This window comes from Mesorhizobium sp. M7A.F.Ca.US.010.02.1.1, assembly GCF_004023085.1.
Taxonomy (GTDB): domain Bacteria; phylum Pseudomonadota; class Alphaproteobacteria; order Rhizobiales; family Rhizobiaceae; genus Mesorhizobium.
In genome coordinates this window covers 33,454-56,731 of the sequence record NZ_RZRV01000019.1, presented here as the reverse complement: position 1 = coordinate 56,731, position 23,278 = coordinate 33,454, and the positions used below count along the sequence as shown (strand labels likewise).

Below are 23,278 nucleotides of genomic sequence, written 5' to 3'. Positions count from 1 at the left end.
GCCCACTTGGCGGTGCTACGAACTTGCTCGCGGCGGGTTTTGGAGGAGGTCGATGTGACGACAAGCCTTGCCGCCCTGAAAAGCCAAAGCAAACGCGCCGTGAAACGGCTCATCGGTTATGATTCCCGCAACTGGCTGCGGATCCGCCAGATCGAGGCGTTCACGCTCTTTCTGGAAGCCGGCAACCGCAAGGCTTCCGACGTGATCGAGATCTCGCCCGGCTGGAACCGCTACTGGCGGGCGATGTGCCCCAATTACCGCTCGGTCGATTTTCCGGCCTTCGACATCTGCAGGGATCGCACCGACGAGCAATATTCCATCGTCATCGCCGACCAGGTGCTGGAACATGTGCGGCGGCCTCACGCGGCGGTGGAAAACATCCACGCCATGACGAGGCCCGGCGGCTGGGCGATGGTGGCGACACCTTTCCTGTTTCGCGTTCACGCCAGGCCGCACGACTACAACAGATGGACCCCCGCCGGCCTCAAGCAGCTTATGGTCGAGGGCGGCTTCGCGGAAGCCAACGTCAAGGTCCACGGCTGGGGCAACAAGGCCTGCGCCAGGGCCCATATCGGCGGCCCCGTCCGCGCCTACGGCCTGTGGCGGGATTTGAGCAACGACGAGGAATACCCGCTGATGGTCTGGGCTTTTGCGAAGAAGGCGTGAGGGGCTGAAGCTGCCAATCTCCCCCCTTGCGGGGAGATGTCCGGCAGGACAGAGGGGGGTGCTGTCCCTCGGCCTATCGGCCAAACACAAAGCGCCTTCGGCTGGGCGTGAGATATGCGGAAGGGTAGCGATCCTTCACACCCCCCTCTGCCCTGCCGGGCATCTCCCCCGCAAGGGGGGAGATCGGCTAATCACCCCCGCCTTTTCATCACCCTTGCATGCCGTCGCCACACCCACCAGTCCCACACGCGCTTCCTGAAACTGCGCTTCATCGCGGTCATGGTCATAGCCCCAGCAGCACGCGGCGCTGGCCGGTGAGGCTGCCTGGCGCGAGGTCGGTCTTGATGGTGCCGGCGGTGCCGTTCCGCTGTTCGAGTTCAGCCCGCAATGCCGCCTCGCGCGCCTGCACGTCCTTGTCCTGCGCCGTCGGCACCGGCGGCAGCGGCTTCAGTTCCGGTGGTTTTTGAAACAGACACATGGTTCCAGCCTTCTCCAAGATTAGAGGTTCTTGTCCAGTCGTAGAGGAAAAAGTCTTCGCCGTTGCGGCCGTAACCCGGCAACAGGCAGCGTTGCGTCGCGCCAAGCTGGCCGAGCCAGCGCAGCGCCAGTTCATTGGCGGCCAGCGCCCGCGCCTCGACACGCCAGGCGCTTCGCGCAGATACCTGCGGCCCCAGCACGGCGTGAAAGAAGTCGGTGATCCCAGGCACGCAGCGCTTCATGCGGCGCGTGCCCCAGCTCCAGGCGATCCACAGGCCGCCGCGCTGTTCGGCAGCGCCAAAGCCCGCTTCCGGGTTGCCGTCCAGCTCGGCGACATAGGCAAACCCCTGCAGCGCCGTCAGCGCCAGCAGTGCCGGCGACCAATGGTCGAGCTGGCAGTCGATCTCGGCCCGGTCCTCAGGGCGCAAATTGGCTGCGATGTAGGACAGGTCGCGAAGGGTTGCGGGCATGATGCGAAGGGGCATGAGCAGGCCTGAGCAATAGAATGCAGTTCTCGCTTCCGGGCGACGTCTCGGCGGCCTGCGCACTTGACCGGCCGCGTCCCCAGTGACCTACTTCGGACATCGACGGCTATCCAGGAGACGGGCGAATGGACATTCGAGCGACACTGACGCAGCTATGCGAAGCCTTCAACGCGCACGATCTCGATCGCATCATGGCGTTCTTCGCCGACGACTGCGTCCTGGAGATGCCGAGGGGAGCCGAGCCCTGGGGAACCCGTTGCGAGGGCAAGCGCAACGTACGGGACGCGCTGGCGACACGCTTCGAAGGCCTGCCCGATGTCCACTACGGCAAGGCTGAGCACTTTGCCGACGAGGCTGCCGAGACCGGCATGTCGAAATGGACCCTCACCGGCACCACCCGCGAAGGTGTGAAAAAGGAAGTTCGAGGCTGCGACTTCTACACGTTTCGCGACGGCAAGGTGATCCGCAAGGATTCTTATTGGAAGATCGTGGAGTAGCTTGCGGCGTCAATACGAATTGCGGTGGTGTGACGGGTAAGAGTGCACTGTCATCGTATTCGCTTACAGACAGGTTCTCGTCCACGCAGCCGAATGATTTTGTGCCGTTCAGACAGGATAGGGTCTATTTGCAATCCCGCTCTCGACTCGTTGCTGACATCCCCGCATACAGCGCTTATCTTCCATGAAACTCCAGCACCAAGCAGTTCAGATAACGCCAGTGATTTCAGACACAAAGATACTAAGCGACACAGTGGCTAGCGGTATCGTCTTCATTGTCCTCGCCTCGGCCACACTCTACTGCGTTCGTGAACTTTTGTCCGCGTGGAGAACAGGCTCCATTCGATCAAAAACAGGGCTCGTTCTCCGAAGCTCAGACGTTCTGACTTTCCGACGCCTGGTTGGCGTTACCACCTTCGCAGTGCTTTACTTATACTTTGCCTTTTTGCTGTCGTGGGAGCGGCACTCGCCGTCTCGACTCTCTTTTTTCTGGTGGCTTTGGCTGCCAAGTTTAGCCGATAAGCTAGAATTACGGTGCCGGTGCTTCAGTCCGGAGGTTCGCTGCGGTCACATGGTGCAACCGATAAAAGTGCACTGTCACCGTAATTCACCGTAATTCGGTGTTGCGGACTACAGGCGCAGGGCCGGCGCGCCCTGTCTCTTCGTCATCCTATGGCGGAGCAAGGAGCGGAGCGACGCGGCGCAGACCATAGGATCCATGCCGTGACCTTGGAGCGCTGCTACGGCGCAGGATTCTGACGTGCCGCGTTCCCCGGCGACCATCACGGCATGGATTCTCGGGTCAAGCCCGAGAATGACGAAGTGTGGGGAGCCTTGCCCCTACCGAAACGCCCCCAGCGGGTCGCTCTGCCCCGCCGGCCTTCTCGCCGACCTGAACTCCGCCGGGTCCACCACCGCCTCGCGCAGCATCATCACGCCATAGCGTGTCGCCGCCATCAAATCATCCCGCAGCTTCACAACCTGGCCATCCCTGCGATGAAACAACCTAAATTCCTCAAACCAGTCGGCGAGCGTGGCAAACACCTTGAAGCGGCCGCTCTGCATGCGGTCGAGCATCTCCATCAGCCCGGCCTCGACCGAGACCGAACCGTCGGGGAATTGCGCGTGGCGGGTCAGCATGTTCAGCCCGTGTGCCGAATACTGCCGGGCGAGCGCCACGCCCGCCCCTTCCAGCGTTTCGCGGCGGCCGTCGCGCGGCCAGGCGAAGGGCAGCCATTCGCCCCATGGTTTGAGCGTCAGCGTCTGCATCGCCGGCGTCTGCTGCGAGGCCCGCGCAGACTTGGTGACATAGACGACATCGGCCTCCGTATCCCAGGCCAACTCGACCGCGGCCGAAGGATGGTCCCAGCCGAAATCGAGCGCGCCGAGCCTTGGCCAGTAGCGCGGCAGCCGGAACGGCGCGCAGGCGATCAGCGCCTCGGCCACCGGAAAGATGCGGCCCGAACCCAGCACCGGAATGCCCCGAGCCCGCGCCTCGCGCTCATGCGCCGGATAGGCCGCGACGATCGCCGCGCGCTCCTGCGGCGTGTAGTGCGCGGCATCGTCGATGGTCATGAAGGTGACGTGTCGAGACATATCAGTCTGCCTAAATTATTTGCCGGGACGAGTAACCGCCATTAATAATACTGTTTATCAATGCAAAGCTGCTGGCCAATTGGGGGAGATACATGATCCGCATAGCAATCGTTGTGGCCATTGCCGCGACCGCGTCGGCATGCCAATCGAACGTTCCGTATGATACGAGTAAGAAAACCTGCAAGATGTACGCCAATTCTTCAGGGTTCCAACGCGAAGTTTGTATCCCGGACACACCAAATAAAGTATGCAATGTCTGGTACAACCAGATTACGGGTGATGAAAGGATATGGTGCCAACCGCTAACCCGGAAAGCAACCGATCCCAAGGCCCGCGCCAGACAGCTTGCGGGCAGCAAATACCCTTGAACGTCTTCATCCGCTGCCTTTGGCCATCCCCTCCACTTGCGACGCCGACAGAAACAACAGCACCACATCCGACATCCCAAGCAGCGGCGTGAACGTCACGATGGTGATGCCGCCCGTCGCATTGGTGCGGGTCAGGCCTTCGGAATAGATGTCGAGCGGCGGTTCCTCGTCGAACCAGACGCCGTGCAAAGTCTCGCCCTGCCATTTCTCGCGGCCCTTCTCGAAACTCTTGAACGACAGCACCGATTCATCGGCCTGCACGTCGCCGCCGCCACCCCAGCGCACCACGACGCTGTCCAGCGCGCCCGGTGCGCCGCGGCCCATGAAGGTCTGCACAATGGCGTCGGCCGGGATCATGCCCGTGCCCCAGGCCGCCTGCTGCTGCGGCGGACCGACCAGCACACGCTGCGGATTGTCACGCGTGCCTTCGCCGGTGACGCCGGCCGCCCACAGCCGAACGGCCGTGTCGAAAACCTTGCCTTGCCACCACTGGGGATAACGGCCGGTCAGGTGCATGGCCCATTCGGCGCCCCCTGCCCTGGTCTTGCCGAGCTGGTTGCCGGCCATGAACAGGCGCTCGCGGTTCTGCGCGCCTGCAGCGTGAAACTCGGCCTGGCGTTCATACGGTCTATAGGCCGCCAATTGATTGGTCCGGCGCCGTCTGTCCAGTTCGGCCAGCAGCGCCAGATATTCCATCTTCACGGACATCACCGGGTTCTTCGAGGAACGGTTTGACGATCGTCTCGAGGGCGCGGATGCGGCTGCGGATTTCGTCATCGCTCAGGCTGTCCATTTGGTTGATCTTGGCATCGAAATCCTTGGGCAGCACCGACAGCACGATCTTCAGATACTGGTCCGGCTTGTCGGCTCGCACCTGGGCGATCACGCCGGCGCCATAGGCGCGGAAATCAGCCCGCACGGCAGCCAGGAAATCGTCGCCCAGTGTCTTCTTGGCGCGCTTGCGGCGCGGCTTTTGCGCGGCCGGTTTGGCGGCGGGTTTGCGCTTTGCCGGCTTGCGGCGCGTTGGCCCGGCGGCGGTCTTGTCAGTCACGGACGTCACCACCCACGGCGTTGGCAGCGGGAATGCCGGCCTTCGGCATCGATCCGGCCCGGCTGGCCGGTTTCTTTGAACGAGCGGATTTCTTCCTGGTGCGCTTCTTGGCTCCCTGGACGCGCTTTGGCTTTGCCGCGTCGGCAGGCTTCGCCGCCGGGGCAGGCCTTGCCAGACCGGCCCGCGCCCTGAGACGCGCCATGACCAGACCGACAAGGTGCCCGGCGATGCCGGCCTGCGAGAACCCGAACTCGCCAGCGTCGTCCCGCACCATGCCGATCTTTATGCCGGGCGCGACCTCCTCGAGACGCCCCATGGCTGCGGCGCAATGCCTTCGAATTCGCCGATCGCGCTGACGATTTCCTGGCCGTCAGCATCGGTGATGATGGTGGCGTAGCGGGTCATGGGTGTCTCTCGGATTGCGAAATGAGTCATCGGGCGAAGGATGGCATTCCTTGGGGCCCCCCTCTGTCCTGCCGACATGTCTAGCCCAGCAACAAAAACCCCGCCTCAGGGGCGGGTCGTTGGCGCAACTCAGCACCATGGACAAAAATGTAGCATAGCTGCACTCACCCCGTCAACCGTTTTCTGAGAAAAAATTCCTAAATCGATCGCAATTCCGGCCTGACCGACGCTGGCAAAGCGCGTAAAACCCTCCTTTTTCCGGCGGCTGGTCACAAGCCGGCAGGTGTGAAATCATTCGTCGAAGCTCATGGAATGATTCCCGTCGCACGGCCTTGTGGGAGAGGACGATGGACAGACCAGCCATGGCATCCGTGTTCAGGATGCGGCATGCACCAGCCATGGTTTCCGGCGTGCGCAGCACCGGCCAGGGTCAGGCGGATCCGGTCATCCGCGTGCGTTCGCTGGGCGAAGCCATCCGTTTCGTCGCCAACGCCTACCCCCAATACGACATCGGCGCCGTCGCCATCAGCTGTGGGGATGTTTCGATCGGCAGCCTCGGCAGCCTGGAGGTCAAGGCGCTGTGGCGCGAATATGGCGAACGGCTGACGCAGGAATAGGCGTTCGCCCGCAGCCTTTCTGGAGCGGAAATGCCGCTCGCGCGTTTCAACCCCAGTCACGGGAGCAATCGCCATGAATGTCGCCAACCTGCAACTCGAAGGCCTGTTGATGGCCGTCGCCTCGATCAACCGCCTCTTGGTTCAAAAGGGGGTGCTGACGGCGGAGGAAATCGACCTGGCCTTGCGCAAGACCGAGGCAGGCGAAACCAACCAGGAGCGGTCCGAAGGCATGTCCGCGTCCAGCCGCGACGCCGTCAACTTTCCGATCCGGCTGCTGGAACTCGCCAACCAGTGCCAGCCGGAGGCGGAGATGCCGTCTTTTTCGAAGCTGGCCCGCATGGTCGGCAAGATAAAGGAACCCTACAACGACCAGCTGTGAGGGGGTGCCAAGGCAGGCCCGGCGCGCGTCCTTCGCGCGGTGCCGGTCGGTCTCGCCTCAAGCCCTGCCCGGCCATCCCAAATTGAGCGAAAGCACCTTGCCCGGTCCATGCACGGCCGCAAACAGCAGTCCGGCCAGGAACGAAAAATGGTCGACGAAGAAGCCGAACTCGGCCTGGTTGCCGGCCCAGTGGCTGGGTCCGTGGAAGGCCAGGGCGAGGAACAGCACATAGGCGGCGGCGACAAGGGCCGCCTGCGAGAAGAAGGCGCCGGTCAGGAAGCACAGCACCAGCGCGACTTCCAGGATCGCCGCGCACCAGGCCAGGAACAGCGGAAACGGAAAGCCGGCGGCGGCGATATAGCCGGCGGTGGCGTCCATGCCCATGAACTTGAAGGTCACGGCCATCAGGAAGACGCCGGCGAAGATCAGCCGGGCGATGAGAAGGGCCGTGGTCTGCCACGGCGATTGAGTGATTTGCGACGACATGCTCGTTCTCCAGCTTTGCAGATTGCTCGCTCCTAGGACGCGCGACGGGCGCCAGGTCCGACACGCCAGGCCAATTTTTCTCGACAGGGCGCTTGCCGCGGTCGAAGGAGGCTTCGAAGCCTCGCACCGCGCCAGCAAAGAGCGATTTTCGGTTTGCCGCCCTGCTCCGCAAGGTCCAGGCCGCCGGCTGGGACCGCGGGCAGGCCGCCTCGGCGCTCATGTATCTCGCCGCGATGCGGCTGAAGCCGGCCTGACGACACGCCGGCCCGAACGGCTTTCCGGCGCATCGCGCGATTGAAACTTGTTGGTAATCACGGAAGTGCTATCGTTAGTCGGGGCTAATGCACCGGCGTGCCGGCGCAGCGATTTTGGGTGGGCTGAAATTTGCGTACAAGCGTCAGGTTTGGGGCAATATCTCATGGCGTGCGGTCGGCGCCGCTGGAGTGCAGCGGCTGCGGTGGCGCTGGCCAGGTCTTCGAATGCCCGCGCTGGACGAGTTCCAACGGCCATTGCTGCCCCGCCGGCACGCACCGGCGCGGCTGCCCCGGCCTCAGCGCTGCATGCTCCGAATGTGACGGCGACCACGCTTCCGGCGCCGACCTCATGCGGCCATCGGCCTGATACAGGCCGGTTGCAGCCTGGCCATGTCGTCTGGTGGAACCGGCGGCGCCAATCTGTGTTATGTCGTGTTGATCGCGGGCGCCGAAGGCTGCGCGTCCCGACAACAGAAAGCGAGGCCTGAGATGGCTGACGACAAGTCGAAGACGAAGCAGGACCGCAAGCAGGTCTCGAGTGAAGAGCCCTACGAGGTTGCCGCCTTTGCCCGCAAATACGGCATTCCGCCAAGCGAGGCACAGACCATCATCAAGCGCTACGGACCCTCGCGCAAGAAGCTCGACGCCCATATGGCGGCCCGCGGCTAGCGCATGTCGCCCACAAGTGGATCTCGGTTTTGGGAGAACGACATGCATGAAGCGGGTCGTCTGAACTCGTTCGGGCGCGGCGCGCTTTAGGCCCGAAACCATTTCGCCTGGACGGCGTTGAAGATGCTGCGGGCCGTGTCAACCGGGCCTGGTGGTACGGTGAACAGGATGTCTTTTTCCCGGTTTCTCATCCTGGCCAACGAAACGGCAGACGAGCATCTGTCCCACCCGGCCCGCAGCGCCACGCATTGAGGGAGGTCGTCATGTCCGACACCATACGCAGGACCGGCAGCTGCCTGTGCGGCGGCGTGCAGTTCGAGGTTCACGGCCCGCCGTTGCGCGTTGGCCTGTGCCACTGCAAGGATTGCCGCAAGGCCGGCGGTTCGGTCTACTCGGCCTTTGCCATCTGGCCGCGCGAGGCCTTCGAGACGACCGGCCTCGTCAGCTCCTATGGCACGCGCAGCTTTTGCCCGACCTGCGGCGGCCGCGTCGCCTGGGTCGACGACAACGAGGCCGAGGTGGCGATCGGCAGCCTCGACATCGCGCCGACCGATCTCGTGCCCGAATATGAACTGTGGACCTCCAGGCGCGAGACCTGGCTGCACGCTCTGTCCGGCACCGAACAGTTCGAGCACGACCGCCCAGCGCAGCACAACGCCGAAGCGCCGACGCCGAGATCGCTGTCGGACATCGACGCTGAGATTTGATCTCCGGGGAAGGGAACCCTGCCCTGCCGCCGACGTTACCGGATGCCTCTCACGCATGTCGCCCCGGCGACTTGCGGCAATCATGGAGACAACCGTTGAACGACAAGATGTTTCCCCGCCCGATCAGGCTGAAATTCGCGCCTGAGCGCGAGCGCATCATCCGCAGCGCCTGGGAAGGCCTGGAATGCCTCGGCGACTGGCCGGCTGGCCAGGGACGGCGCTACCGGGCGGCGTTGCGCAGTTGCCGCGATGCGCTGGATGGCTGGACGCCGGCGGAAAAAGCGATGCGGGCGATGATCGACGCCGCGCGCGAAGCAAAACTCCTCCAGTAGTTGGAACAGGGGCCATGCCTGATCTCATTTTGCCCACACCGATGCGGATCAAGCCGCATGGGTCGGATACGATCCGCGACGTCGCCACGCTCAAGGATGCCAGCGAAATCCTGATCGACTGGCCGCAGGCCAAGCGCGGGCCGTTCTACCAGGCGGCGCGCGAGAAGGTCGAAGCCGCCCTGGAAACCAAGATAGGTGCTGCCGAGGCACAGGAAGCGTTCGCAGCGCTCTGCAGCCACTCCGGCGTTTTGGTGCGATAGCGGTTTCAATAGAAGGCAGGCGGGGCATCGTGCCTCGCCTGCTTCGTGCAAATCGGTCCTGATCACTCCGTATCCGAATAATCGATCCGATTATTCCGCCGGAAGCTCGCCCTGTACGATCGGGTGAGAGGTTTCGAAGCCAAAACTCTTTGGCGCCAGCAGAATCAAGGCAATCACGATCGCTATCGAGGCAAGCAACGTGGCAGTGGCTGCAATATCTCTCACGATAATCTCTCCAAATTTCAAGTCGTGAGAAAAACGCTCCCAAGATAACGAGGTTCCATTAGCTTGCGCGATAATACCAACGAGCCGGCGTTTATTGTTTCGGCGGCTGGGGCGGCACTTCACCAGGCTTGATCACCGGCGTCTTGCCTTCGTCGGGAGCGGGCGCCGCCATGCCCTGGTCGCCCGTCGGGGGTGGTTTCAGCACGCCGCCGCAGTCGTTGAGCTTCGCGGTCAAATTGCCGTCATCGGCCTGCTGTTCAGGCTGCTGTTTTGCCCCTTGCTCGGTCTGAGCCCTGCATTTGTCGGCCTGCAGCGCCTGGCTGTCGTTCTGCTGCTGGGCCGCGGCCGGCACTGCCAGCGCCAGCATGAGGCCTAGTGGCATGATAGCGAGAGTTCTCATCACTGCCTCCTTCTTTTCTTTCACGGCCGCCCGCGGCGACCTTCCCTTCACAGGGACAACGCCTGTCGAAGAAAAAGGTTGGCCGCCTCGCCGGCGGCATTGCAACCAAACCCGTTTGCCGGCCGTTGCGCGTGCCGGAGGCGGTCATGTTCGAAGGTTTTCAAAGCACGGAAATCGACATTGGCGATGCCGGCATATACTGCCTGCGTGCCGGCGGCGGCCCACCGCTGCTGTTGCTGCACGGCTTTCCGCAAACGCATCTGATGTGGCGCGACATCGCCCCCGCTCTGGCCAGCCGGTTCAGCGTCGTCTGCGCCGACCTGCGCGGCTATGGCCGCAGTTCCTGTCCGACGTCCACTCCGGACCACGCACCCTATGCCAAGCGTGCCATGGCCGCCGATATGAGGAGGCTGATGGAGAAGCTGGGTTTCAGCAGCTTCATGGTCGCCGGTCATGATCGCGGCGGGCGTGTCGCCTACCGCATGGCGCTCGATCATCGGGACAGCATCGACAGGCTCGCCGTTCTCGACATCGTGCCGACCGCCGATGCCTGGGACCGGGCCGACGCCAGGCTGGCGCTGGGCTATTGGCCATGGTCGCTGCTGGCGCAGCCTGAGCCGTTGCCGGAAAAGATCCTGTCCGGCGCCGCCGAGGCGATCGTCGACAATGCGCTCAACGGCTGGGGCTCGCCGCCATCGGCGTTTCCAGCCGAAGTGCGTCAGGCCTATATCGAGGCCTTGCGCGCGCCTGCCCACGCCCACGCCATCTGCGAGGAATATCGGGCGGCAGCCACGCTCGACCGCGAGCACGACCATGCCGACAAGGCAGCCGGCCGGCGCATCCGCTGCCCGCTGCTGGCGCTATGGAGCGGTCAGGGCGCCTTAGCGGATTGGTATGCCGGCGAAGGCGGGCCGCTGGCGCTGTGGCGCGGCTGGGCCGACGATGTGCGTGGCCAGGCGATGCCGGGCGGGCACTTCTTTCCCGAAGAGAATCCGGCGCGCACGGCCGATCTGCTGGCCGGCTTCTTCGGTGAAACCAGTCACGGCATTTCCCGGCGATCGGAATTACCTTCGCTCTTCCTTTGATCGGGCCGAAGCCCCCTCCTTCTCCGCCTTTGCTTGACTGCCTTCATCACCGGCGGCAAGGCCGGGTCCGCGTTCGAACCGGCGCAGAAAGCCGGCAACGACCAGCACGATCAGCGTGCCGAACCCGGCCACTTGCCAAAGACCCAGTCCGCAGGCGACGCCGATCGCGCCCGCCAGCCACATGCCGGCGCCGGTCGTCAGCCCATGCACCTCGCCGCGCGAAAACATGATCGAGCCGGCGGCGAGGAAAGCGACGCCGGCGGTCACCGCCTCGACCACCCGGATCGGATCGACCTTGACCGATTCCCCCGCGAACATCGGCGCGTGCACGATCTCGACCGTCAGGATGCCGAAGGTGGCGGCGGCGACGCAGACGAGAATATGCGTGCGAAGTCCGGCCGGGCGATTGCGCCATTCGCGTTCGAAACCGATGACCGCGCCATAGAGCGTCGCCAGCAACAGCCGCGCCGCGATGACCGGAAACGAGGTGTAGGTGGAATGGCCGAATTCCTCGACGAGCTGTTCCATGATGTCCCCTCCGAAAGCGTGACGCCACAACGCGGCCGCCGGGTCACGGTTCCTGAATCCACCGCCAGGTGCGGCAAGGATGCGGCCGCTTTTGAAAACGCATCTGCCAAAGGGAGGTTGATGGAACCAGACCTCAAGGCTCAGGAAGTCTCGGTTTCGGGCAGGTCGGCGCCGAGCTCCGGAACGATGATCGAGTCCAGGGGCGCCGTCAGGGACCATTTGAGATGGCCCGGGCTGCGATCCAGCACCGCCAAGCCGTTCAGCGATTGCGGCGCGACCCGTTGCAGGACGACGGTGCCGAAACCCTTGCGCGTGCTTTCGTCTTGCCGCCCCCCGGGCCGCTCTCCTTCACGCACCGGCATCGTCTCGTCCCAAACCAGATGGATTTCCCGCTTGTCCGAAACGCCTTCAACGATCCGCCAGGTGATCTCGAGCCGCCCGGCCTCGCTCGCCAGCGCGCCATATTTTGAAGAGTTGGTGCCGAGCTCATGAAATGCCATGCCGAGATTTTGCACGGCATTCGGCTGCAAGGTCAAAAGCGGTCCGGACAGCGATACCCGCGCCTCGTGGCCGAACGGCTTGAGCTGCTCCTGGGCGAGGTCGAAGAGGCTGGCGCCGGCCCATTCCGAGTTCACCAGCAGATCGTGCGACCGCGACAGCGCCATGATGCGGGAGCGGATCAACTCCTCGAACTCGCGCGGATCGGTCGAGCGTTTGCTGGTCTCCCGGATCATCGAGAGGATCACCGCGAACTGGTTCTTGACGCGATGGTTCACCTCGCGGAGCAAAAGCCTGATCCGGCGCTCGCTCTCCTTGCTGGCGGTGATGTCGCGGGCGATCTTCGAGGCGCCGATGATCTCGCCGGACGCGTTCCTGATCGGCGAAATGGTCAGCGACACGGCGATGAGGCCGCCGTCCTTGCGTCGGCGGATCGTCTCATAGCTTGCCAGCAGTTCGCCTTTGCGGACCCGGCTGATGATGTCGGTCTCTTCATCCTTGAGATGATCGGGGATGAGCATGAGCACGGACCGGCCGACGGCCTCTTCGACGGTGTAGCCGAACATGCGTTGCGCCGCCGCGTTCCAACTGGTGATGATGCTGTTCAAATCCTTGCTGACGATGGCGTCGAAGGACGAATCGACAATCGCCGCCAGCCGCGCATCGGCGGTAATGGCGATCAAGGCATCAAAGCCCGCCAAATCTGTCACTGTCGACCCCTTCTCCCTCATGCGCGGATTGCGCGCATGGCCACCAATGCGCCGCGGTGGGTTTTGGTTGCAATCGCCTCCCAACATTCCTCCCAGGAACAGTCCGGGCAGTTCATGACTGGACCTTGCACTGGAACCTTGCGCGCTTGCGCGAGTTGCACCCGACACCCCCATGGATGGCTCAATAAGGAGGCACACGATGAGCGACGGCGATCTCGACCGGGTCTGGAAGCTGATGGACAGGATCGGTTTCTGTATGCTGGCCACCCGCGAAGGCGATGACATCCGCTCGCGACCCATGGCGGCGCATGTGGTGCGCGACGAAAACGCAATCTACTTCCTCACCGATGTCGACAGCCATAAGGACGACGAGATCGAAGCCGAGCCCAATGTCGGTCTCGCCTTCGCCGATTCAGGCGGCCAGAAATATGTTTCCGTCAGCGGTCTGGCGGCGGTTTCGAACGACCGCGCCAAGATCAGGGAGTTGTGGTCGACCCCGGCCAAGGCCTGGTGGGACAGTGCCGATGACCCTTCGATCCGCGTGCTTAAAGTGACGCCGAAAGATGCCCAGTATTGGGACAGTCCCGGCACCGTGGTCAGCTATGTGAAGATGCTGGCGGCAACGGTCAGCGACAGCCGCCCGGAAATCGGTAACACCGGCAAGGTCAGGATGTAGCCGGACGGCGTCGAGGACCTCAGGCAGATGTGCGAATGCCGGTGGGGCGCAGCGAATATCGCCGGTGCGGCAACCGGTGCCGATCAGTCCGGCTTGGGAGGGTCAGGGGCATTCGGTGCTGGATCGGCGTCGGCATCCCTTTGCGGACAGTCCTCGTAGCTGTGGTCGCGGCCGCCGCAAAAAGAACAGCACATGGCCTCGCGATCCCCGTTTCCGGGACGCCATTGCGGGGTTTCGTAGGGCTTCCTGCCATTCATCCCCAGCAATGCACGACGGACCATTTGGTTGCGCCGCCACCGACGGCCGGCCGGCGGTTGCGGAACCACCCGCCGGGATGCGAGTTTCGGCCAATACATCCATTCGAGGGAACAGCCATGCCGATGCGCCGAATTGCCTTGATGACGGCAGCGATCCTGCTGGCCGCGACCGGCCTCGCCGAAGCCAGGCCCGATACCCGCACGATGAGTTGCGACCAACTCCGGCAACTGCTCCAAAGCCATCATGCCGTGGTGCTGACCACCGGCCCCAACACCTATGACCGCTATGTCAGGCAGTTCGGCAACGAATGCGACTGGCCGGAGGTGCCGATGTCGGCCTATGTCCCGACCCGTGACGGCAACTGCCCCGTCTACCGCTGCGAGGAACCTGTCACCAACTTTCCGGACTGAGACCGCGCCTCAAGTCGCTTTGCCGCCGCATTGCGTTGATCCCGGCGCGGGAACCGGCTAGGGGTGGGGGCAACTTGCATTTTCCCGCTTCGTCTAATGGTAGGACAGCGCCCTTTGAAGGCGTGAATCGTGGTTCGAGCCCATGAGCGGGAACCAGCAAGCAACCAAGCGTTCGGCTGGTTCGAAGCTGCGCGCAGACTGGCCAGCCGGCTTCAGCGTATTAGCGCGCGCTTGTATTTCACTCGAAGCAGGATCATCATCCTGGCCGACAGTGGATCGAAGGGGTGCAGCGACATGGAACTGAGTTGCTTTGACGGGGGCGTCCTTGCATCGGCGATGTCCCTGAACATCACGGCGGTTTTCATGATATTGGCCGCATTTGCCGCATTTCGGCTGGTTGCAATATCGCGCGAAGGTTCTGCCGACCAACTCCAGACGGCGTAGCCCGCAGAGAACCTCCTGTGCAGGAGAAGGCATATGGCCGCCAGAAAGGTGATAGCCGTCAAGGACTGGTCTTGCGGCATGAGCGACGAGCTTGGCCGCGTCGTCCTGACCATCAACCCGACCGAGGGTGAGCCCATCCTGGTTTTGATGACAATTTTCCAGGCGGCAAGGATGGCCGGGGAATTGCGGGCGCCGAAACTCGTCTCCATACCTCGGTGAGGCAGCGCCCCCGGGCAAAGCGATCAAGCTCGCCGAGGCAGCCCCAACGCCCTCCCCGGCGAGCCCTGTTGCTCCGTTACGATGAACAATGGAGCAATTACTGCGTTACGGATCCGGGCGCCATTAAGTTGCATCCGGCCTCCTGAAACCATTTCGCGGACCCCGCGTTGACCACCGGGCCGACACAGGAGACATCTCATGACCGTCAACTGCCGCATATCGATCGACAACCGGCCGGAGGCCACGGACGCCGTTTTCCAGGCGGTTCCCCGGATTGGCGAAAGCGTTGCGCTGTCGATCGACGGAACCACGCAGGATCTGCGGGTATCGCGCGTCGTGCACGTCACCAATGGCAGCCTGGAAGGTGCCGCGATCGTCGTCGAAGTGACGACAAACATCCTCTGAATCGAGAGTTATCGTCCGCTACGCCGGCCGGCACCGCGCGGCGACCGCCGACCGTTGCGGGGACCAGGGCGGCCCACGCGCGGTGAACCGCTCTACTCCTTGCCGCCGTCGGAAATGCCATTGCCGTCGGCGGTTGGCAGGATGCCGAAGTCTTGCGACTTCGCCCCTTGCTCCGCCGTCAGGAAGCCATCCGCGGCAAGACCGCGCCGCAGCAATTCCCTGACGGCGGCCGAACGGCTCGGCATGCGCTTGTCGAAGCGCCAGTTTTCCAGCGCCGCCAGTTCGTCTGACGTCAGCATGATCTGCAACCGTTCCGGGCGTTCCAGTTCAGTCATCGCGCTTCCCTCGCTCTGGACCACGTTTACGTCGAATGAGCATTCAACTCATTTACCTCATAATTAGGAAACCGCTCCTAGCGCGTCAAGACCTCGCGATGTGTGAACCGCTTCTCGTGCTCATGATGAGCCTGACGGGTATTCGGCGTAAGGCGCACACTTGCATAACTATGCTAACTGGTTGATTTATTTGGGTATTATTTAATTCGTGACTTGCCAAGGCGAAGTCTTTGCCGCATTGTGCGATCTGAACAGAAAACCGTTCCCTTCGGGAGGTTTCGATGCGGTATAATTACTCGGCGCGACTGCGCGATGACGTCCGTTCAGCGGTCCAGATCGCCTTCAGGAAGACCGGCATCGTCAGCATCACGGCGGTGGCGGAGCATGTAAGGGTCAGGAATCTGGCCGAAAACGTCGCCCTCGAGGACGTCGAATACCTTGTCTTCCAGGCAGCCCAGTTGATTGGCGCCGCAATTGAATTCGACGGGCTCACCAATTTCGACGGCGTAGCTGGTCTGTTCGTGGATGGGCTCGGTGGCGACGGTGGCGAGCACGTGATCGCCCAACTCGACAGGCCTGGTCCGGCAACCCTGCAGTAGGGCAGTTCCGGCTGAACGCGCATTTGTCCCGTGCCAGTCAGGGGGCCTCCTCAAAAGGCCGCCCTGCTGTTTCTGTACCCTGGTGATGATGAGAGCTGTTCCGTCAGGCGGAGCCGGCGATTTGTGAGGCGAAGTCCCGATAGGGACGCAGCGGGCGGCCCAGAAGCGCGGTCAGGCGCTCGACGTCGCCGGCGTCGGGCAGCATGCCGTCGGTCAGGAACCGCTCGCCCATCAAGCGCATGTCGTACGCCATCCAGGCAGGCAGGAACTGCTTGAGATTCTGCTCGAAACCTTCGGTATCGTCGCCGCCGTAGCTGATCGGGCGTGCGAGCACGTCGGACCAGATGGCCGCGATATCCGTCCCGGTCAGTGTCTGCGGACCGACGAGATTGATCCGCTCCAGCGCAAGCGGCTCTGCGGATCGTTCCCGACGCAGCAGCTCGAGAGCGGCGATTTCGGCGATATCACGCACGTCGACCATGGCGAGCCCCTTGGTGCCGATCGGCATTGTGTAGGTGCCGTAGCCGGTGATGACGTCTTCGATCATCAGGTCGTTCTGGATGAAGTAGGCCGGGCGCAGGATCGTAGCCTGGAAGCCCATCTGCTCGATCATTCGCTCGACGCCGAATTTGCCGGCGAAATGCGGCACGTTCACATAGACGTCCGCATGGATCACCGAGAGATAGACGATCCGCTCGAGGCCCGCCGATCGGGCGACGTTCAGCGCGACCAAAGCCTGGGTGAATTCGTCCGGCACCACGGCGTTCAAGAGGAACAGGGTGGAAACACCGGACATGGCTTTGCGCAGCGAATCGACATCGAGAAAGTCGCCGTGCGCGACCGATACGCCCGCCGGGAATCTGGCTTTCGACGGATCGCGGACGAGAGCACGGACATCGGCGCCGCGCTTGACGAGGTGCTCGACGACTTGGCGGCCAACATTGCCTGTGGCGCCGGTAACGAGGATGGTCATGGAATTTCTCCTGTTGGGTTGCTTGACAGGCCCAATATGTGTGGCTCACAAACAGTCAAACAGGCCGAAATTTTAGACGTACCGTCTCACTGGTGGAACACTCATGGATCTTCTGGCCCTGACCGATTTCAACCTCGTTGCCCGCCATGGGGGTTTCGGCAAAGCGGCAAGGGCCACCGGCCGGCCCAAGGCAACGCTGTCCAGGCGGGTTGGAGACTTGGAGAGCAGCCTTGACCTGCGCCTGTTTGAACGGGGTGCGCGCAACCTGAAGCTCACCGAGGAAGGGCGAGCACTCTTCGAGCGGACGGGGACCTTGCTCGCCGAGCTGGACGAGACGGCCGCCGAGATCGCCTCGGGCGGCCAGAGACCCAAGGGCAGACTGCGGATCAGCGCACCTCTGCATTTTTCTCAGACCGCGATGGGAAGGATCGCCGCGGGATTTACCCTCAAGCATCCCGAGGTGAGGCTTGAGGTCACGACGGAGGACAGGGCTGTCGACATGATCGAGGAAGGTTACGACCTGGTGATCCGGGTCAATCCGAAACCCGACGAAAGCCTGGTCGGACGGGCGTTTCTCCGCGACCGCCTGGTCGTTGTGGCGAGCCCGGACCTTCCTCGTACGACCGGTGGGCAGGCCGCTCCTGGCGTTGCACGCGGCACAGGCGAACGCCAGACATGGCACGTGAAGGACCATGGTGGCCGCTCGACGATTGCGGTCGAGCCTGTCCTTGCTCTGTCGACGCTGATCATGGTGCGGGATGCGGTGCGGGCCGGCGTCGGTGTTGGACGTCTCCCAATTTCCCTGGTGAGCCACGATTTGGCTGACGGCACCCTGGTGAATTGGGGGGACATCGATGGCCCGGAGATCGCTCTCTGGACGCTCTACCCCTCCCGGCGGCTGCTCAGCGCGCGCGTGTCGGCGTTCCTGGATTTTCTGAAACAGGCCTTCCCGAATGGGACGCCGGACGAACTGGCCGCCTATATCGGCAGGTGATGCCCGGCGCTTTCGCCGGCAAGAACCTTTATTTTTCGCGGAATGATTTCCGGCGGAACAAGTTGGGGCGACGAAAATTACCTTGTCACCCTTACAAGAGGAGGACGTCGTGAAAGGCTTGCGCAGTCTCCTTGCCGAACTGTCAGCCAGCTGGCTCAAGCGCCGCAAGGCGCAGGCGCCCACTGTCGTGAACACAGTCAAACCCCGCCCCGCCCATCAGGCGCCGCGGCAACGTGCCGCCCACAAACCCAAAACACCGTCCACCCGCGACGTCTCCTCGAACATGTGAGCCGCGCGGACAAGATGGGGTCGCCCAATGCCATTGGGAGGTATCGGCAACTCTCACACAGGATTGATTGGCATCGACGAAACCTTTGAGCGGCCATAGGCGTTATCGCTTCAGCCCTATCGAGGTGGTTCCAATGCAAACGGCATGGTTCTCGAACCCTGTGGCGGTTTCGGTCGGCGTCACCGGTTCCATCCACCATCTGTCCAACACACAGCAGGCCATTGATTTGCTCACCACACATTGGCGTGACGCAGGCAGCCCGAAGCATCAGTCCGCGCTGCGCGCCTGCCGGCGGGCAACGAGCGGCGATGTCGCCCCCGACGTCGCCAGGGCGGCGCTCGTCGAGGCCGCGCGTGAAGCCCACATCCTGATCGAATAGAGTGTCGATTGATCGGCCAATGTCGATGCGGCTGCTATAGTCGCGGCATCCCCTCCTTGGAGACCCCACCATGACCCTGAACACACGCAAGCTCGGCAGCCAAGGGCTGCAGGTCTCGGCCATCGGCCTCGGCTGCATGGGCATGAGCCAGTCCTACGGCCCGGCCGACGAGGCCGAATCCATCGCCACGCTGCACCGTGCCATCGAACTCGGCTGCACCTTCCTCGACACCGCCGAGGTCTATGGCCCTTACGACAACGAAGCCCTGCTTGGCCGGGCGCTGACGGGCAAGCGCGACCAGGTGACGATCGCCACCAAATTCGGCTTTCGCATCGAAAACGGCAAGCAGGTCGGAACCGACAGCCGGCCCGAGCACATTCGAGAGGTCGTGGAAGCCTCGCTCGGCCGCCTCGGAACCGACCATATCGACCTCCTCTACCAGCACCGCGTCGACCCGGCGGTGCCGATGGAGGATGTCGCGGGCGCCGTCGGCGAGATGATCGCGCAAGGCAAGGTGCGCTTCTTCGGCCTGTCGGAGGCGGGTGCGGCCAACATCCGCCGGGCGCATGCCGTGCATCCGGTGTCGGCCGTGCAGAGCGAGTATTCGCTGTGGGAGCGCAATCTGGAGCCGGAGATCATCCCGCTGCTTGGCGAACTCGGCATCGGCCTGGTGCCGTTCTCGCCGCTCGGCCGAGGTTTTCTCACCGGCCAGGTCAAGCGCGCGGAAGACTATCCCGACGGCGATTATCGCCGCAACGACCCGCGCTACCAAGGCGAAAACTACGACGCCAATGTCGAGGCGGCCGCCAAGGTGAGCGACATTGCCGCTGCCCGCGGCGTCAAGCCCGGCCAGGTCGCGCTGGCCTGGCTGCTGGCGAAGGGCGACGGCTTTGGCATCGACATCGTGCCGATCCCCGGCACCAAGCGCACAAAATATCTGGAAGAGAACGTCGCCGCCGCCGCCATCAAACTCGATGCCGCCGAGATGGCCGCGCTCGACGCAGCGCTTGCGCCGGGAAAAGTCTCCGGCCCGCGCTACACCGAGCGGGGCATGGCGATGGTCGATCGGTAGGGGTGCCTGCTCCAGCGTCCGCGACGGTCTCGCCAAGGTCGTTCCGAATAGACAAAGCTACCGAAAGCCCAGATGCTTCCGATAGCAGTGGGTTTCCACGGTGAACCTGCCGGCGACATCGTCCGGCAGCCAAAGTGCGTCTTCGAAGGTGCGGCTCAAGCGCCACCCTTCGCGGGCATAAAATCTCTGCGCGCGGAGATTTCCCGCCGTGCAGAAAAGCTCGGCCTCAGCCACGCCTTGCTCGGACAAGAGATGCTCGGCGCGTGACAGCAGATCGCGGGCGGTCCCGCTTCCCCGTGCTTGCGGGCTTACATAGAGTTTCACCAGCTCCGCTCCGTTGATGGCGACGAAGCCAAGCAGTTCATCGGCTGCCGCCACATGGAATGCATCGGCGGATTGCTCCAGCCACAGCGAAAAATGCGCGGGCGTTCGGTACGCCAGGATTTCGGCCGGAACCAGATGCGCATGGGCATCATGCCAGCCCTGGTGCCACAGTTGCACGATCGCCGGCTGGTCGGCTTCTTGGGCTGGGCGAATTTCAAGCATTCCTCACCGCCTGCAAAAGTCTGGGATCTGCCGCGCCAGGGTCATTTGCCGCTTCCGGCATTTCCAAGAATTACAATCCGCTGCATCATCCCTGGCTTTGCGAACATCTCAGAGCGTTCGCGCCATGCCTGTCCAGCGTGCTCGGGGCGTTGACCGCAAATTGCGCAGCGAAAGCCCTGATGTAAGCGGGCCGAGCTTCACCGCGCGCCACATAGGCAGCAAGGTTTTGATATTCGTCCAAAATGCCCGACATTCTTAGTCGCAGCAGCACCGATACCATCAACAGATCGCCCGCGCTGAATGCATCGTCGAGCCACTCGGCGGCGCTCAGGCGAGCCGAGAGCCTGTCGAGACAGGCGCGAACACGATCCTTCACCAATGGCAAACGCTCCTCGCTCCAGGGCTTGTCAGCTTCGAATATCTTTGCCGTCGTTAATTCGAGGATCGGCGGCTCGACTGTGTTAAGTGCGGCAAACATCCAGGTGATCGCACGCGCGCGGGCATCGCGATCGCCGGGCAGCAGGCCCGCGTGCTGCTCGGCAAGATGAAGGATGATCGAGCCGGTCTCGAACAGTGAGAGAGAACCCTCCTCATAGGTGGGGATCTGGCCAAAGGGCTGGAGTGCCAGATGGCCAGGCGCCTTCATCTCCGCGAAGGAAACAAACCGAACCTCATAAGGCTGCCCTGCTTCTTCGAGCGCCCAGCGAACGCGCGTATCGCGCGCCAGTCCCTTGCCGCGATCGGGCGATCGCTTAAATGCCGTGATGGTGATTGTCATCGCATCGTTCCTGATTGGGTGAATTCTTCGGCTCCCTATCGTCAAGACGAATGGGCCTCCCGGAAATCGACATCGGTCTGAACTATTTTCCGCAATTCGTGCCTGGCTTGTCGACCCCGACACTGCCGAAGAAGGCAAAGGCAGGGCCTAACCCGCCGCTGCCGCCGTGACCTTCTTGGACGCGGCCCGCTGTCGCCGCATGCGCCGTTTGGCGACAAGCTTGAGCGCGACCGGCGGCTCGTTTGACAGCGCGCCCAGCACGGCGTCGACCATGCCATGCGCCACGAAATCCGCGTTCATGTCACGGGCCAGTTTGTCGGCCGTCTCCTTGTCCTCAGCAGCGGCCTCCGACCAGAACACGATTCCCACCCGAAGTGCGGCCTTCGCGCGCTTCAGCCGGCGAACCAGGAAACGGGCGTGCTTGACGGAATCCCGGTTCAGGAATCCGACCACGACGGTGTCGACGGTTTCGAGCTCAAGGCGGCGAATGCTGGCGGGCTCCATATCGGCAAAGCCGGCTTTCAATACCGTCGCGCCCTGAACCTCCAGCACCTGCGCCAGCATCGCGGCGGCGGCGTCGTCGAGCTCGCCACGCCCACCGGCGCAAAGCACGGACATATCCGTGCCATCGGGCAGGTCGGTCTCGTCCTCCCCGTTGGGATCGCCATCGTCGCTCGCCTCTGCGGCCACGGGCGGCTCCTCCTCCTCGCCTGCCTCCTCCTGCGCGCTGTCGTCGAGATTGGCGACCAGCATCAGGGCACTGGCCGCCACTTGCCGCCTTTGCAAATCGCCCATGACGCCGCGCACACGGTCTTGTTCGCCCAGCAGAAGCGCCGGAATGGCAACCTTGTCGTAGAATTCGACCAGATATTTCTCCTCCAGCATCTCCTCGGCATGGTCGGTGGCTTCTTCCGGATCGCCGGCCAGCAGCCGCTGGTACAGGCGCGCATGGGGTTCGAGCACGGGCTCGTTGCCGAACAGAACGTCGAGGAATTCAAACTGCGGCACGTGTCTGCCCAGCACCACCAGGCAGACGGTGAGCGGTGTCGACAGGATCAGCCCGAGCGGCCCCCAAAGCCACGTCCAGAAAATCGCCGCGACGATGATCGCCAGCGGCGACAGTCCTGTCCGCGAACCGTAGAGCCAGGGTTCGATGACATTGCCGGTGATCAGCTCCATCACCACGAACAGGGCGGCCGTCCACAGCACGAGCGACCAGCCCGGCGCAACGGCCAGCGCCAGGAACAGCGGCAAAAGCATGCCTATGATCGGGCCGATATAGGGCACGAAACGCAGCGCCAGCGCCAGCAGCCCCCACAGCAGCGCATTGGGAATACCGAGAGCCCAGAGCCCGATCGCGATCGGTACGGCGTAGACGATGTTGACGACCAATTGCATCAACAGATAGCGGCCCACCCGCTTGGCGGCATCCTGAAGCGCCTCGGTGGTGCGGTGGAGGTCGCCGTAGCCGACAAGCCGGATGAAGCGGTCGCGCAGATCCTCCCGCTCGAGCAGCATGAAGATGACGACGACAATGATCAGCCCGGCCGACCCAAGCGGGCTGATCAGCGGCCCGACGATGTTCTGCAGGACCTGGAGCGGCCTTTCGCGCGCGACGATCTCGACCGGCACCGGCTCGCGCGGCGGCTTTTCCGGGGTGGCAGCCGGTAGCGAGGGGTCCTGCCTGTCGATCTCCTGGCCGACCCGCTCGACCACCTTGCTCAGTCTGGCAAGGATCCCGCCCCCCACCCCGGTTTCCTTGAGCGAGCGGATCTTGGTCAGGATGTTGGTCTGGTAGACCGGGATGTTCTGCGCCAGTTCGCTGACCTGCGTGGCGACGATGAAGGAGAACAGGCCAAGGGCCGCGAAAGCGCCGAGCACGCTGGCAATGACGGCGGCAATCCGGGGGATACCGACCTTTTTAAGAGCTGAGACAAGCGGCGCCAGGGCGAAGGTCAGTAGCAGCGCGATCGCGATCGGCAGGAAAACCTCGCGCCCGAAATACAGTGCCGCCACTGTCGTGACGATGGCCGCCACATTTGGCAATGAGGTTCGCGGATGAAGCGCGGCCGCTGAAAGGGCGTCCCCCGGCCCATCAGCCGAAGACGCCGTGCCGTTTCGACGATTGGCCACGTGATGCCTCCCTGCCAAATGCCATGATCGGGCATATAGAGCCGACGTACAACTTTAGCCAACGATGAAATAC

The 23,278-nt window shown here is 63.2% G+C and carries 36 protein-coding genes and 1 tRNA gene; 19 read left to right on the top strand and 18 right to left on the bottom strand.

The genetic code is table 11. The annotated features are described in order from the left end of the window. Nucleotides 1–54 precede the first annotated feature (54 nt). The gene (locus EOA19_RS20235; RefSeq protein ID WP_128304605.1) at nt 55–666 is read left to right on the top strand and encodes a methyltransferase domain-containing protein; all 612 of its coding nucleotides are present in this window, start codon (nt 55–57) and stop codon (nt 664–666) included. A gap of 283 nt (nt 667–949) precedes the next feature. On the opposite strand, the gene EOA19_RS36425 is transcribed toward EOA19_RS20235, so the two are convergent. Both EOA19_RS36425 and EOA19_RS20225 read right to left on the bottom strand, forming a co-directional pair. Further along, nucleotides 950–1,075 carry a hypothetical protein gene (locus tag EOA19_RS36425; RefSeq protein ID WP_281035567.1) on the bottom strand — a complete coding sequence of 42 codons (126 nt, stop codon included), beginning with the start codon at nt 1,073–1,075 and terminating at the stop codon, nt 950–952. After that, nucleotides 1,044–1,628, bottom strand: a complete 585-nt coding sequence (locus EOA19_RS20225) for a hypothetical protein (protein ID WP_128304604.1) — start codon at nt 1,626–1,628, stop codon at nt 1,044–1,046. Before EOA19_RS20225 ends, EOA19_RS36425 begins: the two co-directional genes overlap by 32 nt. A gap of 125 nt (nt 1,629–1,753) precedes the next feature. On the opposite strand from EOA19_RS20225, the gene EOA19_RS20220 reads away from it, so the two are divergent. After that, nucleotides 1,754–2,125: a nuclear transport factor 2 family protein gene (locus EOA19_RS20220; RefSeq protein ID WP_128304603.1), complete on the top strand. Its 372-nt coding sequence runs from the start codon at nt 1,754–1,756 to the stop codon at nt 2,123–2,125. Nucleotides 2,126–2,965: 840 nt separating this feature from the next. Here the strand turns inward: EOA19_RS20220 and EOA19_RS20215 are convergent. From EOA19_RS20215 to EOA19_RS36420, 5 genes are all read right to left on the bottom strand, one after another. Next, entirely contained in the window at nt 2,966–3,721 is a 756-nt protein-coding gene (locus EOA19_RS20215; RefSeq protein ID WP_023813806.1) for a terminase family protein, read from the bottom strand. A 374-nt stretch (nt 3,722–4,095) separates the two neighbouring features. Then, nucleotides 4,096–4,797, bottom strand: coding sequence for a terminase family protein (locus EOA19_RS20210; protein ID WP_245273300.1), 702 nt, complete (start codon nt 4,795–4,797; stop codon nt 4,096–4,098). Continuing rightward, the gene (locus EOA19_RS20205) at nt 4,718–5,140 is read right to left on the bottom strand and encodes a hypothetical protein (protein ID WP_023813809.1); all 423 of its coding nucleotides are present in this window, start codon (nt 5,138–5,140) and stop codon (nt 4,718–4,720) included. The genes EOA19_RS20210 and EOA19_RS20205 overlap by 80 nt, the downstream gene beginning before the upstream one ends. Continuing rightward, nucleotides 5,133–5,456 carry a hypothetical protein gene (locus EOA19_RS20200; protein ID WP_245486224.1) on the bottom strand — a complete coding sequence of 108 codons (324 nt, stop codon included), beginning with the start codon at nt 5,454–5,456 and terminating at the stop codon, nt 5,133–5,135. Before EOA19_RS20200 ends, EOA19_RS20205 begins: the two co-directional genes overlap by 8 nt. After that, the gene (locus EOA19_RS36420; RefSeq protein WP_281040484.1) at nt 5,423–5,545 is read right to left on the bottom strand and encodes a hypothetical protein; all 123 of its coding nucleotides are present in this window, start codon (nt 5,543–5,545) and stop codon (nt 5,423–5,425) included. Before EOA19_RS36420 ends, EOA19_RS20200 begins: the two co-directional genes overlap by 34 nt. Before the next feature lie 347 nt (nt 5,546–5,892). Between EOA19_RS36420 and EOA19_RS20195 the strand changes: the two genes are divergently transcribed. After that, entirely contained in the window at nt 5,893–6,162 is a 270-nt protein-coding gene (locus tag EOA19_RS20195; protein ID WP_023813812.1) for a hypothetical protein, read from the top strand. Nucleotides 6,163–6,235: 73 nt separating this feature from the next. Continuing rightward, nucleotides 6,236–6,541 (top strand): hypothetical protein, encoded by a 306-nt coding sequence (locus EOA19_RS20190; protein WP_023813813.1) that lies wholly within the window; start codon nt 6,236–6,238, stop codon nt 6,539–6,541. 57 nt (nt 6,542–6,598) lie between these two features. Here the strand turns inward: EOA19_RS20190 and EOA19_RS20185 are convergent, their stop codons facing one another. Beyond that, nucleotides 6,599–7,027: a DoxX family protein gene (locus EOA19_RS20185; RefSeq protein ID WP_023813814.1), complete on the bottom strand. Its 429-nt coding sequence runs from the start codon at nt 7,025–7,027 to the stop codon at nt 6,599–6,601. Nucleotides 7,028–7,119: 92 nt separating this feature from the next. On the opposite strand from EOA19_RS20185, the gene EOA19_RS35295 reads away from it, so the two are divergent. The 5 genes from EOA19_RS35295 to EOA19_RS20165 all read left to right on the top strand — a co-directional run bounded on the left by EOA19_RS35295 (nt 7,120) and on the right by EOA19_RS20165 (nt 9,249). Continuing rightward, on the top strand, nt 7,120–7,281 hold the full coding sequence (locus EOA19_RS35295) for a hypothetical protein (RefSeq protein WP_023813815.1): 162 nt from the start codon (nt 7,120–7,122) through the stop codon (nt 7,279–7,281). A 489-nt stretch (nt 7,282–7,770) separates the two neighbouring features. After that, the gene (locus tag EOA19_RS20180; RefSeq protein ID WP_023813816.1) at nt 7,771–7,950 is read left to right on the top strand and encodes a DUF3606 domain-containing protein; all 180 of its coding nucleotides are present in this window, start codon (nt 7,771–7,773) and stop codon (nt 7,948–7,950) included. Nucleotides 7,951–8,213: 263 nt separating this feature from the next. After that, nucleotides 8,214–8,657 carry a GFA family protein gene (locus EOA19_RS20175; protein ID WP_023813817.1) on the top strand — a complete coding sequence of 148 codons (444 nt, stop codon included), beginning with the start codon at nt 8,214–8,216 and terminating at the stop codon, nt 8,655–8,657. 95 nt (nt 8,658–8,752) lie between these two features. Beyond that, nucleotides 8,753–8,989 (top strand): DUF982 domain-containing protein, encoded by a 237-nt coding sequence (locus EOA19_RS20170; RefSeq protein WP_023813818.1) that lies wholly within the window; start codon nt 8,753–8,755, stop codon nt 8,987–8,989. A gap of 14 nt (nt 8,990–9,003) precedes the next feature. Further along, nucleotides 9,004–9,249, top strand: a complete 246-nt coding sequence (locus EOA19_RS20165) for a DUF982 domain-containing protein (RefSeq protein ID WP_023813819.1) — start codon at nt 9,004–9,006, stop codon at nt 9,247–9,249. A gap of 90 nt (nt 9,250–9,339) precedes the next feature. Here the strand turns inward: EOA19_RS20165 and EOA19_RS36415 are convergent, their stop codons facing one another. Next, complete coding sequence (locus EOA19_RS36415; RefSeq protein ID WP_023813820.1) at nt 9,340–9,474, bottom strand: hypothetical protein; 135 nt, start codon at nt 9,472–9,474, stop codon at nt 9,340–9,342. A gap of 91 nt (nt 9,475–9,565) precedes the next feature. Continuing rightward, nucleotides 9,566–9,874, bottom strand: coding sequence for a hypothetical protein (locus EOA19_RS20160; protein WP_023813821.1), 309 nt, complete (start codon nt 9,872–9,874; stop codon nt 9,566–9,568). A gap of 146 nt (nt 9,875–10,020) precedes the next feature. Between EOA19_RS20160 and EOA19_RS20155 the strand changes: the two genes are divergently transcribed. Then, nucleotides 10,021–10,959, top strand: a complete 939-nt coding sequence (locus tag EOA19_RS20155; protein ID WP_023813822.1) for an alpha/beta hydrolase — start codon at nt 10,021–10,023, stop codon at nt 10,957–10,959. On the opposite strand, the gene EOA19_RS20150 is transcribed toward EOA19_RS20155, so the two are convergent. Both EOA19_RS20150 and EOA19_RS20145 read right to left on the bottom strand, forming a co-directional pair. Then, a complete protein-coding gene (locus EOA19_RS20150; protein WP_023813823.1) occupies nt 10,939–11,487 on the bottom strand; it encodes an MgtC/SapB family protein in 549 nt (182 codons plus the stop codon). The two genes, EOA19_RS20155 and EOA19_RS20150, sit on opposite strands and share 21 nt — an antisense overlap. Before the next feature lie 140 nt (nt 11,488–11,627). Then, nucleotides 11,628–12,695 carry a PAS domain S-box protein gene (locus EOA19_RS20145; protein ID WP_023813824.1) on the bottom strand — a complete coding sequence of 356 codons (1,068 nt, stop codon included), beginning with the start codon at nt 12,693–12,695 and terminating at the stop codon, nt 11,628–11,630. 199 nt (nt 12,696–12,894) lie between these two features. On the opposite strand from EOA19_RS20145, the gene EOA19_RS20140 reads away from it, so the two are divergent. The 3 genes from EOA19_RS20140 (at nt 12,895) to EOA19_RS20130 (ending at nt 14,195) form a co-directional block, all read left to right on the top strand. Beyond that, nucleotides 12,895–13,371 (top strand): pyridoxamine 5'-phosphate oxidase family protein, encoded by a 477-nt coding sequence (locus EOA19_RS20140; RefSeq protein ID WP_023813825.1) that lies wholly within the window; start codon nt 12,895–12,897, stop codon nt 13,369–13,371. A gap of 374 nt (nt 13,372–13,745) precedes the next feature. After that, nucleotides 13,746–14,039 (top strand): hypothetical protein, encoded by a 294-nt coding sequence (locus EOA19_RS20135; RefSeq protein WP_023813826.1) that lies wholly within the window; start codon nt 13,746–13,748, stop codon nt 14,037–14,039. A gap of 82 nt (nt 14,040–14,121) precedes the next feature. Continuing rightward, nucleotides 14,122–14,195 (top strand) — tRNA-Gln (locus tag EOA19_RS20130). 56 nt (nt 14,196–14,251) lie between these two features. Here the strand turns inward: EOA19_RS20130 and EOA19_RS35290 are convergent. Continuing rightward, nucleotides 14,252–14,404 (bottom strand): hypothetical protein, encoded by a 153-nt coding sequence (locus EOA19_RS35290; RefSeq protein ID WP_155930617.1) that lies wholly within the window; start codon nt 14,402–14,404, stop codon nt 14,252–14,254. A gap of 112 nt (nt 14,405–14,516) precedes the next feature. Between EOA19_RS35290 and EOA19_RS20120 the strand changes: the two genes are divergently transcribed. After that, nucleotides 14,517–14,702: a hypothetical protein gene (locus tag EOA19_RS20120; protein WP_013530769.1), complete on the top strand. Its 186-nt coding sequence runs from the start codon at nt 14,517–14,519 to the stop codon at nt 14,700–14,702. Nucleotides 14,703–14,900: 198 nt separating this feature from the next. Continuing rightward, on the top strand, nt 14,901–15,107 hold the full coding sequence (locus tag EOA19_RS20115) for a hypothetical protein (RefSeq protein WP_013530768.1): 207 nt from the start codon (nt 14,901–14,903) through the stop codon (nt 15,105–15,107). A gap of 92 nt (nt 15,108–15,199) precedes the next feature. Here EOA19_RS20115 and EOA19_RS20110 read toward each other — a convergent pair whose 3' ends face one another. Then, the gene (locus tag EOA19_RS20110; protein ID WP_023813828.1) at nt 15,200–15,442 is read right to left on the bottom strand and encodes a hypothetical protein; all 243 of its coding nucleotides are present in this window, start codon (nt 15,440–15,442) and stop codon (nt 15,200–15,202) included. Between the two features lie 281 nt (nt 15,443–15,723). On the opposite strand from EOA19_RS20110, the gene EOA19_RS20105 reads away from it, so the two are divergent. Continuing rightward, nucleotides 15,724–16,041 carry a hypothetical protein gene (locus EOA19_RS20105; RefSeq protein ID WP_023813830.1) on the top strand — a complete coding sequence of 106 codons (318 nt, stop codon included), beginning with the start codon at nt 15,724–15,726 and terminating at the stop codon, nt 16,039–16,041. Nucleotides 16,042–16,144: 103 nt separating this feature from the next. On the opposite strand, the gene EOA19_RS20100 is transcribed toward EOA19_RS20105, so the two are convergent. After that, nucleotides 16,145–17,014, bottom strand: coding sequence for an NmrA/HSCARG family protein (locus EOA19_RS20100; protein ID WP_128304602.1), 870 nt, complete (start codon nt 17,012–17,014; stop codon nt 16,145–16,147). Nucleotides 17,015–17,117: 103 nt separating this feature from the next. On the opposite strand from EOA19_RS20100, the gene EOA19_RS20095 reads away from it, so the two are divergent. The 3 genes from EOA19_RS20095 to EOA19_RS20080 all read left to right on the top strand — a co-directional run bounded on the left by EOA19_RS20095 (nt 17,118) and on the right by EOA19_RS20080 (nt 19,748). Beyond that, a complete protein-coding gene (locus EOA19_RS20095; RefSeq protein WP_023813832.1) occupies nt 17,118–18,008 on the top strand; it encodes a LysR family transcriptional regulator in 891 nt (296 codons plus the stop codon). Nucleotides 18,009–18,430: 422 nt separating this feature from the next. After that, nucleotides 18,431–18,676, top strand: a complete 246-nt coding sequence (locus EOA19_RS20085) for a DUF982 domain-containing protein (protein WP_128304601.1) — start codon at nt 18,431–18,433, stop codon at nt 18,674–18,676. A 70-nt stretch (nt 18,677–18,746) separates the two neighbouring features. After that, nucleotides 18,747–19,748 carry an aldo/keto reductase gene (locus EOA19_RS20080; RefSeq protein ID WP_128304600.1) on the top strand — a complete coding sequence of 334 codons (1,002 nt, stop codon included), beginning with the start codon at nt 18,747–18,749 and terminating at the stop codon, nt 19,746–19,748. Nucleotides 19,749–19,805: 57 nt separating this feature from the next. Here the strand turns inward: EOA19_RS20080 and EOA19_RS20075 are convergent, their stop codons facing one another. From EOA19_RS20075 to EOA19_RS20065, 3 genes are all read right to left on the bottom strand, one after another. After that, nucleotides 19,806–20,294: a GNAT family N-acetyltransferase gene (locus EOA19_RS20075; RefSeq protein ID WP_128304599.1), complete on the bottom strand. Its 489-nt coding sequence runs from the start codon at nt 20,292–20,294 to the stop codon at nt 19,806–19,808. 85 nt (nt 20,295–20,379) lie between these two features. Further along, nucleotides 20,380–21,072 carry a glutathione S-transferase family protein gene (locus tag EOA19_RS20070; RefSeq protein WP_128304598.1) on the bottom strand — a complete coding sequence of 231 codons (693 nt, stop codon included), beginning with the start codon at nt 21,070–21,072 and terminating at the stop codon, nt 20,380–20,382. Nucleotides 21,073–21,219: 147 nt separating this feature from the next. Then, nucleotides 21,220–23,205 (bottom strand): AI-2E family transporter, encoded by a 1,986-nt coding sequence (locus EOA19_RS20065; RefSeq protein WP_128304597.1) that lies wholly within the window; start codon nt 23,203–23,205, stop codon nt 21,220–21,222. Nucleotides 23,206–23,278: the final 73 nt, after the last annotated feature.